Raw genomic sequence first — 13,370 nt, 5'->3', positions numbered from 1 at the left:
TCGCTCGCGGTGACCGTCTCGGACCGCACCTGGAAGTCGAGTTCGGCGGGATCGAGCACCCGCTGGAAGCCGTCGCCGGCGACCTCGGGATACACCGTGCGCAGTGCCTCGTGCCGGGCCAGCACGTCGCCGACGGCCGCCCCGAGCGCGTCGAGGTCGATGGCGCCGGTCAGCTTCAGCGCCACCGGGATGTTGTTCACCGCGGTCCGGTTGTCGAACCGGTTGAGGAACCACATGCGCTGCTGCGCCGGCGACAGCGGCGCCAGCGCCACCGTCTCCCCGGTGGGCAGGGTGGTGGGCGCGGGCCGCTCCTGCGGTACCAGCGGCGCCCGGCTGCCGGTGCCGACGCGCGACTCCAGCTGCGCCGCCAGCCCGGCCACCGTGGCGGTCTCGAACAGCGCGCGCAACGGGATGTCGGCATCCAGCGCGGCGGACAGTCGCGAGATCACCTGGGTGGCCACGAGCGAGTTGCCGCCGAGCTCGAAGAAATCGTCGTCCAGGCCCACGCGCTCGCCGCCGAGCACGTCGGCGAACACGCCCGCCACGGTCTGCTCCACCGGCGTCACCGGGGCGCGGTACACCTTGGCCGCGAAGGCCGGGGCGGGCAGCGCCTTGCGATCCAGCTTGCCCGAGGCGTTGAGCGGGAAGGCGTCCAGCACCACGTAGGCCGCGGGCACCATGTAGGCCGGAAGCCGCTGCGACAGTTCGTTCTTGACGCTCTCGGTGTCGATCGCGCCGTCGGCGGGCACCAGGTAGGCCACCAGCTGATCGCCGGTGCGCTCGTCGGCTCGCACCACGACCACCGACTGGGCGACCGCGGGCAGCGCCGCCACGGCGGCCTCGATCTCGCCGAGCTCGATGCGCAGACCGCGCAGCTTCACCTGGAAGTCGGTGCGGCCGAGGTACTCCAGTTCTCCGGTACCGGTCCACACCACCAGGTCACCCGTGCGGTACATGCGCTGGTTCGCCGCGAAGGGGTTGGCCACGAAGCGATCCGCGGTGATGTCCGGGCGCGCCACGTAGGCCGTCGCGAGCTGATCGCCCGCCAGGTAGAGCTCACCCGCGACACCCACCGGAACCGGCCGCAACCGCGAATCCAGCACGTACACCTGGGTATTGAAGACCGGTGCGCCGATCGGCACGCTCACCGTGTCGGCGTCGACGACCTCGTGGAAGGTGACGTCGACCGCGGCCTCGGTCGGGCCGTACAGGTTGTGCAGGCGCGCACCGGTCAGTGCGCGCAACTGCTGCGCGGTGGTGGCGGGCAGCCCTTCACCGGAGGCGAACACGTTGAGCAGGTTGGAGTTCTTGCCTCCGCTCCGCTGCGCCGGGTCCAGGGCCGCGACGAAGACCGCGAGCATCGACGGTACGAAGTGGGCGGTGGTGATGCCCTCTTCGTCGATGACGCCCAGCAGGTAGGCGGGATCGCGGTGGCCGTCCGGCTTGGCGATCACCAGGCGGGCGCCGACCTGCAGCGGCCAGAAGAACTCCCACACCGACACGTCGAAGGTGGCCGGGGTCTTCTGCAGCACCACGTCGTGGCCGGCCAGCCCGTACTGGGCGTGCATCCACACCAGGCGGTTGACGATCGCGGCGTGCGAAACCGCCACGCCCTTGGGGCGGCCGGTCGAACCCGAGGTGAAGATGACGTAGGCGGTGTTGCCCGGGCGCAGCGGGGTCCGGCGCTCGGCGTCGCTCAGCGGGGTGTCGGCGAAGCCGGACAGATCCAGCTCGTCGATGCGAACCTGCTGTGCCGCGATGCCTTCCAGGTCCGCTCCGGAGGTCAGCACGCACACCGGGCGGGCGGTGTCCAGGATGTACTGCGTGCGCTCGGCCGGATGATCCGGATCCAGCGGCACGTACGCGCCGCCGGCGACCGTGACGGCGTACATGCCCGCCACCAGATCGATCGAGCGGCGCATGCCCAGCGCCACATAGGTTTCCGGGCCGACGCCCGCGGCGATGAGCCGGCGCGCGAGTTTGCGCACCCGGGCGGCGAACTCGGCGTAGGACAGACTCGTCCCCTCGAAGGTGACCGCGGTCGCCTCGGGGGTCTGCGCGACCTGCGCCTCGAACAGCGCGACCAGGGTCTGGGCCGCGCCCTCGGCGACGTCCGGCAGCGCGGCGTCCAGCTCGAACGCGGTGTCGTTCCAGCCGTGCAGGACCCGCTGGCGCTCGTGATCCAGCAGCAGTTCCACATCGCCGACGCGCACGGCCGGATCGGCCACCACCGCGGTCAACATGCGCACGAAACGCTGCGCGAACGCATCCGCGAACGCGGCGTCGAAAAGGTCGGTGGCGTAGACGAGTTCGGCCTCCATGGCGGCGGCGTCACCGGCGGCGGGCGCACGGTCCACCGCGGCGTCGGCGACCTCGCTCAGCGTCAGCTGCAGATCGAACTTGGCCGTCTGCTGGTCGATCTCGAGTTCGGCGACCCGCAGGCCCGGCAGTTCCAGCGCGGTCCGGCCCAGGTTCTGGAAGGAGAGCATGACCTGGAACAGCGGATGGCGCGCCTGCGAACGGGCCGGGTTGAGCACCTCGACCAGACGCTCGAACGGCAGATCGGCATGCGCGAACGCCTGCAGGTCGCGCTCGCGCACCGTGCCGAGCAGATCGGCGAAGCTCGCGGCGGTGTCCACCGGCGAACGCAGCACCAGGGTGTTGACGAACATGCCGACCAGGTCGTCGAGCGCCTGCTCGCCACGACCGGCCACCGGGATGCCGACGGCGATGTCGTCGGTGCCGCTGGAGCGCGCCAGCAGCGCCGCGAAAGCGCTGTGCACCACCATGAACAGCGTGGTGCCGTGCTGCTGCGCGACCCGCGTCAGCCCGCCGATGAGCTCGCCGGGCACCTGGAACCGGTGCGTGCCCGCGGCGTAGGTGGCCACCGCCGGGCGCGGCCGGACGGACAGGCGCAGTTCGTCCGGCAGCCCGGCCAGGGTCTCGCGCCAGTAGTCGAGCTGTTCGGTGCTCAGCGAACGCGGATCGTCCTCCGCGCCCAGGGTTTCGCGCTGCCACAGCGCGTAATCGGCGTACTGCACCGGCAATTCGGCCCAGCCGGGCGCCTCGCCGCCGCTGCGCGCCACGTAGGCGGTCATGAGATCGCGCACCAGCGGGTTCATCGAGAAGCCGTCGGCGGCGATGTGATGGGCGACCAGCACGAGCACGTGCTCGTCGGCGGCGGTCCGGAAAGCGCGCACGCGCACCGGCGGTTCCGCCGTCACGTCGAATCCGCGCCCGGCGAAACCCCGTACCGCGGTGAGCAGTTCGGCAGCGGCCACCTCGGTCACGTCGAGCTGCGGCACCGCGCGGGCGGTGGGCAGCACCCGCTGGTACGCGCGGCCCTCGTGCGAGGGGTAGATCGTGCGCAGCGACTCGTGCCGCGCGACCACGTCCGCGACCGCGGCCCGCATCGCGTCCAGATCCAGTGCGCCCGAGAGCCGCACGGCCGCCGGGATGTTGTTCGCGGCCGAATCGGTGTCGAAGCGGTTCAGGAACCACATGCGCTGCTGGGCGAGCGATAGCGGCGGGTACTCGGGGCGGGTGCGGGCGGTGAGCGCCTGGCGCACACCGGTTCCGGCGTGCGACTCGACCCGCGCGGCCAGGGCCGCCACGGTCGGGGCCTCGAACAGCGCGCGCACGCCGATCTCGGCCTTCAGCGCACCCGAGAGCCGGGCCACGACCTGCGTCGCGACCAGGGAGTTGCCACCGAGCTCGAAGAAGTCGTCGTCCACGCCGATGCGGTCGGCGCCGAGCAGATCGGCGAAGATCTGCGCGACGATCTCCTCGATGGGCGTGGAGGGCGCGCGGAAGCGCTTGGTCTCGAAGACCGGCGCGGGCAAGGCCCGGCGGTCCAGCTTGCCCGAGGCGTTGACCGGGAAGGCGTCCAGCACGACCAGGGCCGCGGGCACCATGTAGGCCGGCAGCGACCGGCCCAGCGCGGCCTTGACCGCGTCGGCGTCGACGACGGACTCCGCGTCGGGAACCACGTAGCCCACCAGCTGATCGCCGGCGTGCGCGTCGGTCCGCACCACCACCACGGACTGGGCGACACCGGGTTCGGCCAGCAGCGCGGCCTCGATCTCGCCGAGTTCGATGCGCAGACCGCGCAGCTTCACCTGGAAGTCGGTGCGGCCCAGGTAGTTCAGCTCACCGGCCGTGGTCCAGGTGACGAGGTCGCCGGTGCGGTACATGCGCGAACCCGAGTCGCCGAACGGGTCGGCCACGAAGCGATCGGCGGACAGGTCCGGGCGGCCCAGGTAGCCCCGCGCGAGCTGATCGCCCGCCAGATAGAGCTCACCCGCGATACCCGGGGCGACCGGGTTCAGGCGCGCGTCGAGGACGTAGGTCCGGGTGTTCCAGACGGGCCGGCCGATCGGCACCGCGACGGTGTCGGCGTCCACGACCTCGTGGTACGTGACGTCGACCGCGGCCTCGGTGGGGCCGTAGAGGTTGTGCAGGCGCGCACCGGTCAGCTCGCGCAGTTTCTGCGCGGTCGGCGCGGGCAACGCCTCACCCGAAGCGAAAACTTGGCGGAGACGGAGTTCTTGGCCTCCGCTTCGCTCCGGCGGGTTCGCGGCGCTGGAGGTCTCGTTCTTCCCTCCCTCCGCTCCTCCGCTTCGCTCCCCCGCTCCACTCAGTCCAGAACGAGACGCGCCGCGAACAGGCGGGGATTGCCCATCGCGGGATTGCCCATCGAGAGTTTGCCCTTCGAGGGCCGCGGTGAAGACCGCGAGCATGGAGGGCACGAAGTGGGCGGTGGTGATTCCGGCCTCGGCGATGAGGTGCGCGAGGTACGCAGGATCGCGGTGGCCGTCCGGCTTGGCCACGACCAGGCGCGCGCCGGTCTGCAGGGGCCAGAAGAACTCCCACACCGACACGTCGAAGGTGGCCGGGGTCTTCTGCAGGACGGCGTCGCTCGCGTCGATCGGGTACTCGTGCTGCATCCACAGCAGGCGGTTCACGATGGCGCGGTGCTCGACCGCGACGCCCTTGGGGCGGCCGGTGGAGCCGGAGGTGAAGATGACGTACGCGGTGTTCTCTGGCGAGATCGCCTGTCCGCGTTCGGCATCGGTGACCGGAGCGGCCGAGTACCCGTCCAGGTTCAGCGTGTCGATCTCGAGCACGGGCACGTTGCGCCCCGTCACGAAATCGTCCCGGCCGGTGGTCAGGATCGCGGCCGGGCGGGCGGTGTCCAGCACGTAATCGATGCGCTCGTCCGGCTGATCGGGATCCAGCGGCACGTACGCGCCGCCGGCCTCGAGCACGGCGTACATGGCCACGACCAGGTCGGTCGAGCGCCGGATGGCAAGGGCCACCGGCGATTCCGGGCCGACGCCGGACGCGATGAGCTTGCGCGCCAGCCGGTGCACCCGCGCGGCGAACTCGGCGTAGGACAGAGCTGTCCCCTCGAATTCGACGGCGATCGAATCCGGGCTGCTCAGCGCCTGTTCCTGGAACAGCGACACCAGCGTCGCGGCCTCCGGTCGCATGCCGACCGGCAGCGCGCGGGCGAGGTCGTACGCGGTGTCGTTCCAGCCCGCGAGCACCTGTTCGCGCTCATCGTCGGCGAGCAGATCGATGTCGCCGAGCGGCCGTTCCGGATCAGCCACCACGGCGGCCAGGATCAGATCCAGCCGCCGCGCGAAGGCCGCGATGGTGTCCTCGTCGAAAAGGTCACGCGCGTAGGAGAACTCGGCGGACATGCCCGCGTTCTCGCCGTCCGGGCCCTGCGCTTCCTGCAGGGTCAGCTGCAGATCGAACTTGGCCAGTTCGGCGTCGTAGTCCACGCCGTTGACCGACAGCCCGGGCAGTTCCAGGCTGGCCTGGCGGGTGTTCTGGAAGGTCAGCATGACCTGGAACAGCGGATGCCGCGACTGCGAGCGGGCCGGGTTCAGCACCTCGACCAGGCGCTCGAACGGCACGTCCGCGTGCGCGAAGGCGTGCAGGTCGGTGTCGCGGGCCTGGGCCAGCAGATCGGCGAAGGTCCGGCCCGACTCCACCTCGGTGCGCAGCACCAGGGTGTTGACGAACATGCCGACCAGGTCGTCCAGCGCGGCCTCACCGCGGCCGTGCACCGGCGTGCCGATGACGATGTCCTGCGTCCCGGACAACCGGGCCAGCAGCACCGCGAGGGCGCTGTGCAACACCATGAACAGCGAGGCGTTGTGCCGGCGGCCCAGCTCCACCAGGTGCTGCTGGGTCTGCGCCGAGATGGCGAACGGGTAGGTGCCGCCGCGGTAGCTCGCCACCGCGGGGCGCGGGCGATCGGAGGGCAGCACCAGCTCGTCCGGCAGCGCCGCCAGGGTGTCGGCCCAGTAGCGAATCTGCTTGGCGATCAGCGAATCCGGATCGTCCTCCGAACCCAGCACCTCGCGCTGCCACAGCGAGTAGTCCGCGTACTGCACCGGCAGTTCGGACCAGGCCGGGGCCTCCCACGAGGTGCGCGCGGCGTAGGCGACCATGACGTCGCGGGCCAGCGGGCCCATGGACCAGCCGTCGGCGCTGATGTGGTGCACCACCATGCCGAGGATGTACTCGGTCTCGCTGATCTCGAACAGCGCCGCGTGCATCGGCACTTCGCCGGTCACGTCGAAGGCCATGGTGGCCAGCTCGACCAGGTGATCGACCAGGTTGTCCTCGGTGACCAGCACCGGGGTCAGGTCGGGCACGATCTGGGCGGCGTCCAGGACCTGCTGCACCGGGCCGTACGGGGTCTCGGGGAAGACCGTCCGCAGCGACTCGTGCCGGTCGATGACGTCGATGACCGCGACCTGCAGGGCCGCGACGTCCAGATCACCGGACAGCCGGATGGCGACCGGGATGTTGTTCACCGCGGAAGCGGTGTCGAACCGGTTCAGGAACCACATGCGCTGCTGCGCAAGGGAAAGCGGGATGTCGGCGGGACGTTCGCGGGCCACCAGCGCCTTGCGCGCGCCCGCGCCGACCTGCGACTCCACCCGGGCGGCCAGCGCGGCCACCCCGGACGCCTCGAACAGCATGCGCACCGGCACCTTGGTGTCCAGCGCGGTGCCCAGGCGGGCCGCCACCTGCGTGGCGATCAGCGAGTTGCCGCCGAGCTCGAAGAAGTCGTCGTGCGCGCCGACCCGGGCGCCGGGCCCGAGATCGAGCACCTCGGCGAAGATCTGGGCGACGATCTCCTCGATCGGCGTTGCCGGAGCCTGGAATTCGCGCACCTCGAAGGTGGGCGCGGGCAGGGCGCGGCGATCGAGCTTGCCGTTGGGGGTCAGCGGGATCTCACGCAGCAGCACGAAGGCCGAGGGCACCATGTACGGCGGGAGATTGCGCTGCAGTCCGGCCTTGACCGCGTCCAGGTCCATGACGCCCACCGCGGGCACCAGGTAGGCCACGATCTGATCGCCGAGCCGGTCGTCCGGCCGCACGATGACCGCGGCCTGGCTGACCTGCGGGTGCGCCAGCACCGCCGCCTCGATCTCGCCGAGCTCGATGCGGAAGCCGCGCACCTTGACCTGATCGTCGGCACGGCCCAGGTACACCAGGTCGCCGTCGGCGCTCCACTTGGCGACGTCGCCCGAGCGGTACAGCCGCGCGCCGGGATCCCCGAACGGGCTCGCGACGAACCGGCCCGCGGACAGGTCCGCCCGGCCCAGGTAGCCGCGCGCCAATTGCTCACCGGCGACGTAGATCTCGCCCGGCACGCCCACCGGCACCGGCCGCAGTCGGCGGTCCAGCAGGTACACCCGCAGGCCCGGGATCGCCTGGCCGATGAGGCTGCCGTTGGCCGCGGCGACCGCGGCGCGATCGAGCGGGCGGTACGTGACATGCACCGTGGTCTCGGTGATGCCGTACATGTTGATCAGGCGCGGCGCGTCGTCGGGATGCCGCGTGTACCACTCGTTCAGACGCCGGAGTTCCAGCGCCTCACCGCCGTACACGACATAGCGCAGCGCCAGCGGGGCGGTGCCGCGCCCGGCGCGATCCATCTCCGCCAGCTGGTAGAACGCGGATGGGGTCTGGTTCAGGACCGTGACCCGCTCCTCCTGCAGCAGTTCCAGGAACTGCTCCGGGGACCGCGAGGTGAAGTAGTCGACCACGACCAGGGTGCCGCCGTACAGCAGCGGGCCCCAGAGTTCCCAGACCGAGAAGTCGAAGGCGTACGAGTGGAACATGGTCCACACGTCGTTCTCGTCGAAATCGAACCAGGCGTCGGTGTTGTCGAACAGCCGCACCACGTTCCGGTGCGGGATCAGCACGCCCTTGGGACGGCCGGTCGAGCCCGAGGTGTAGATGACGTAGGCGATGTTCTCCGGGCGCAGCGCGACCGGGCGCTCGGCGTCCGAGATCGGAGCCGAATCCACCAGTGCCAGTTCGGGATCGTCCACCGCGAGCACGGGAACCGCCGCGGGCAGCGACATCTCGTGCCGCAGGGTGCTGACGACGCAGATCGGCTCGGCGTCCGAGAGCATGAACTCGATGCGCTCGGCCGGGTAGGTCGGATCGACCGGCAGATAGCCGCCGCCGGCCTTGAGCACGGCGAGCAGGGCGACGACCAGTTCGGTCGAGCGCGGCAGCGCCACCGCGACCAGGGTGTCGGGCCGCACGCCCGCGCCGATCAGCGCGCGCGCCAGCTGATTAGCGCGCTCGTCGAGTTCGGCGTAGGTCAGGCGCTCGCCCTCGAAGACGACCGCGGTGCGATCGCGATGGGTGCGCACGGTGGCGTCGAACAGCTCCAGCAGCGTGGATTCGCGCGCGACATCGGGTCCCGCGGAGGTCCATTCGCCGGTGACCAGCGCGCGTTCGGCGGATTCGAGCAGGTCGATATCGCCGATGAGGCTGTCGGGGGCGGCGGTGACCGTCTCCAGGATGCGCCGCAGCCGGGTGGTGAAGGTGACGATGGTGGCTTCGTCGAACAGGTCGGTGGCGTACTGCGCCACCGCCTCGATGCCCTGCGGTTCGCCCGCGCCGCCGCGCCTTTCGGTGAGCGTCCACTGCAGATCGAACTTGGCGATGTCGACTTCGAGCTCTTCGGCGGTGACCGCCAGCTCCGGCAGCTCGACCGTGGCGTGCGACATCTCCTGGAAGGAGAGCATCACCTGGAACAGCGGATGACGCGCCTGCGAGCGCGCCGGGTTGAGCACCTCGACCAGGCGCTCGAACGGCACGTCGGCGTGCGCGAACGCGGACAGGTCCGACTCGCGGGTGCGCGCGAGGAAGTCGCTGAACCGCTCGCCGCCGTCCACCTCCGACCGCAGCACGAGGGTGTTGACGAACATGCCGATCAGGTCGTCCAGCGCCTGCTCGCCGCGACCGGCGATCGGGGTGCCCACGGCGATGTCGCCGGTGCCGCTGGACCGGGCCAGCAGCACCGAGATGGCGGCGTGCATGACCATGAACAGGCTGACGCCCTGGGCGCGCGCCAGGTCGGTGAGCGAGCGGTGCAGCTCCGCGTCGATGTCGAAGCGCACCCGGCCGCCGCCGAAACTCGGTTCGGCCGGGCGCGGCCGATCCGAGGGCAGGTCGAGCTGATCGGGCAGACCGGCGAGAGTCGAACGCCAGTAGGCGATCTGGCGCGCGGCCATGGACTCGGGATCGGACTCCGCGCCGAGCAGCTCGCGCTGCCAGATGCTGTAGTCCTGGTACTGGACCGCCAGCGGCGCCCAGCCGGGCTCGACCCCGCCGACGCGGGCCAGGTAGGCGGCGATCATGTCGCGCGCCAGCGGCCCGAACGACACACCGTCCGCGGCGATGTGATGCACGACGAAGGCGACGGCGTACTCGGGGTCCGAGCCGTCGTTCGCGATCTCGTACACGCGCACCCGGATGGGCAGCTCGGTGGTCACGTCGAAGCCGGTGGCCGCGAATTCGGTGAGCACGCCGGGCAATTCGTCGGCGGCGATGGTGCGCACGGCGATGCCGAGGTCCACCTCGTCGGCGGGCACCAGCTGCTGGAAGCCGCCGTCACCGGACTCGGGGAAGATGGTGCGCAGGGCCTCCTGGCGCTCCACCACGTCCATGAGCGCGGCGGTCAGCGCGGGCAGATCGACCCGGCCGCGCAGACTCACCACGAACGGCAGGTTGTAGGTGGGCGAGGTGGGATCGAACTGGTTGATGAACCACAGGCGCTGCTGCGCCAGCGACAGCGGCACCCGCGCCGGGCGCTGCTGGGCCACCAGCGGGGGCCGCGCCGAAACATCGGACGGGCCTTCGGCTTCCACCCGCGCGGCCAGCCCGGCCACGGTCGGGGTCTCGAACAGCGCGCGCACGCCGATCCGGGTGCTGAAGGCGGCCGAGACACGGGCCACCACCTGGGTGGCGACCAGCGAGTTGCCGCCCAGATCGAAGAAGTTGTCGTCCACGCCGACCCGGTCGTGCCCGAGCACGTCGGCGAACACGCCCGCCACGATCTCCTCGGCGGCGGTGCGTGGGGCGCGGTAACCGGCGGCGTCCGCGCTGAACACCGGCTCGGGCAGGCCCTTGCGGTCCAGCTTGCCGGAGGTGTTGAGCGGGAAGGCTTCCAGCACCATGATCGAGGCCGGGACCATGTAGGTCGGCAGCTTCTCCGCCGCGAAGCGGGTCAGCGCGGCCGGATCGATGCTCTGGCCCGGCACCGGAACCACGTAGGCCACCAGCTGCTGACCGGTGGCGGTGTCCATGACCAGCACCGCGGCCTGGCTCACGGTCGGATGCGCGAGCAGATCGGTCTCGATCTCGCCGAGCTCGATGCGCTGACCGCGGAACTTCACCTGGAAGTCGGTGCGGCCGATGTACTCCAGCGCGCCGAACGTGCCGGACTCGTCACTCGCGATGGTCCAGCGCACCAGGTCGCCGGTGCGGTACATGCGCTCGCCGCCATCGGACAGCGGGTTCGCCACGAACCGATCCGAGGTCAGATCCGGGCGGCCCTTGTACCCGCGCGCGAGCTGCCGCCCGCCCAGGTACAGCTCGCCGGCCGCGCCGATCGCGGCCGGGCGCAGCCGCGAATCCAGCACGTAGACTTCGACATTCCATTCGGGCACGCCGATGGGCACCGTGACGGCGTCGGCGGCGGTGTTCTCCCAGTAGGTCACCGAGACCGCGGCCTCGGTCGGGCCGTACAGGTTGTGCAGACCCGCGCCGCTGATGGCGCGGAAGCTCGCGCCGGTCTCGGGCGGCAGCGCCTCGCCGATGACGAAAACGCTCTTCAGCGTGGCGCATTGGGCCGCGGTGGCGTGCGCGACGAAGACCGTCAGCATGGACGGCACGAAGTCGGTGACGGTGACCCCGTGCCGGTGGATGGTCTCGGCCACGTACAGCGGGTCGCGATGCCCGTCCGGCGTGGCGATGATCAGCTTCGCGCCCACCATGAGCGGCAGGAAGTAACCCCACAGCGAGACGTCGAAGGTGGTGGCGGTCTTCTGCAGGTACACATCGTCCGCGGTGAGCCCGTACTCGTCGAGCATCCACAGTTCTTGATTGACGATGGCGTGGTGGGTGACCGCGACGCCCTTGGGGCGGCCGGTCGAACCCGAGGTGTAGATGACGTACGCGGTGTTGAACGGCCGCAGGGGGGCCAGGCGATCCGCGTCGGTCACCGGGGCGTCGGGGTGGTCCGACACATCGAGGGTGTCGATCTCCAAGCGCCGCACGGACTCCGGCAGTTCGAGCTCGTCGCGCGCGGTGGTCAGCACGCAGACCGGTGCCGCGGACTCGAGGATGTAGGCGGTGCGATCGGCCGGGTGATCCGGATCGATCGGGACGTACGCGCCACCGGCGCGCAGCACCGCGTGCATGCCGATCACCAGGTCGAGCGAGCGCCGCATGCCCAGTGCGACAAGCGATTCCGGGCCGACGCCGTCGGCGATCAGGAAGCGGGCCAGCCGGTTGACGCGCGCGCCGAACTCGGCGTAGGTCAGCGTCTCGCCCTCGAACTCGAGGGCGATATTGTCCGGCGTCAGCGGGATCTGGGCGTCCAGCAGCGCGGGCAGCGTGGTGTCCGGGACCTCGTGGCCGGACTCGTTCCACTCCAGCAGGCTGCGGGTGCGCTCGGCGGCGGTGGTGATGGGCAGACCCCACACCGGCTGCTCGGCGCCCGCCTCGAGGAAGCGGTCGAAGAACTCGAGGAAGCGCGAATGATGCTGCGCCGTCTCGGATTCGGAGTACAGGTTGGGGTTGGTCTCGAAGTCGATGTGGTTCCGCGCGCCGCCCCGGGACTGGTACAGGTTGACGCCGAGATCCTCGATGGAGCCGGTGGAGAGCACGCTCAGCTCACCGGTCACGTCACCGAGGGTCACCTCGTTGTGGAACATCATGATGTTGACCCAGGGACCGAAGAACTCCCGGGTCACCACGCCCTCGCCCGCGCTGTCGCGGCGAATGTCCTCGTGCCGGTAGCGCTGATGACGCAGCGCGCCGGACACCTCGACGGTGACGGCCTTGAGCAGTTCGCTCACCGTGGTGCCGTAGCCCACGCGCAGGCGCAGCGGCACGATGTTCGACACCGCGCCGCCGGAGCGGCGCATGGCGGCGGTGGTGCGCGCGGTCACCGGCAGGCTGAGGATGACGTCCTCGGACCCGGTCCACTGCGCCAGGTACGCCGCGAAGCCCGCGATCAGCAGACCGGCGGGCGAGTTCTCGTGCCGCGCGACCGCGTCGTCCAGCAGGGCGGTCTGATCGTCGGTGAGCGCGGCCGTGGCGATGCCGTTGATGGCCGCCGGCGGGGCGGAGCGCCCGGACAGACTGGTGCCGTCCTCCAGACCGGCGACGCGCTCGGTCCAGTACTGCTTGTCGCCCTGGAAACGGGTGCTGTCGCGGTAGGCGAACTCCTGCTCGACCAGCGTGCTCAGGTCGGTGGCCTTGCTGGGCGCGAGTTCGGTGCCGTGGAAACGGGCGGTGTAGACCTCGGCGACCCGGTTCATGTAGGTCATGGCGCCGAAGCCGTCGAGCACGATGTGGTGGACGCGGGCGTACCAGTAGTAGAGGTCCTCGCCCACGTGCAGCACCGCGCCGCGAATCAGGCGATCGGCGGTGATGTCCATCGGACGGCTGTAATCGGCGCGCATCCAGGCCAGGGCGGCCGCACGCGGATCCGCTTCGGACCGGAAGTCGGCGCGATGAATGGTGCGATCCAGGCTGGGATCGACGACCTGCAGCGGCTCGCCGTCCCGTTCGACGATGCGCAGGAAGCCGGAACCGACCTCGAGGGAGGCTTCGACCATGGCGGCTTCGAGCAGCGGGACGTCGATCTCGCCGCGCAGTTCGACGAACTGCGCGATATTGATCGGCACCTGCGGGTCGAGGTGCTGGGCGTACCAGATGCCCAGCTGAGCGGGCGACAGCGGGAAAGCCTCGCCCGATCCCGGCGCGATTTCGCTGCCAGCTTCGTCGTTGCCGCCGAAATCTAGCCGGTCCAA

At 70.7% G+C, this 13,370-nt stretch carries 1 protein-coding gene (only partly in view); it reads right to left on the bottom strand.

What is annotated here, in order from left to right:
• Window positions 1-13,370: the 5' portion of a non-ribosomal peptide synthase/polyketide synthase gene (locus tag ABZ319_RS09685; RefSeq protein ID WP_354985927.1), read on the bottom strand. 30,892 nt of this gene lie to the left of the window's left edge; only the first 13,370 of its 44,262 coding nucleotides appear in the window; it begins with the start codon at window positions 13,368-13,370; the stop codon falls past the left edge of the window.

The sequence above is a fragment of the Nocardia sp. NPDC005978 genome, from assembly GCF_040614455.1.
Classification (GTDB): domain Bacteria; phylum Actinomycetota; class Actinomycetes; order Mycobacteriales; family Mycobacteriaceae; genus Nocardia.
The sequence above is the reverse complement of the archived record's forward strand: the minus strand, read 5'-3'. Positions and strand labels throughout refer to the sequence as shown.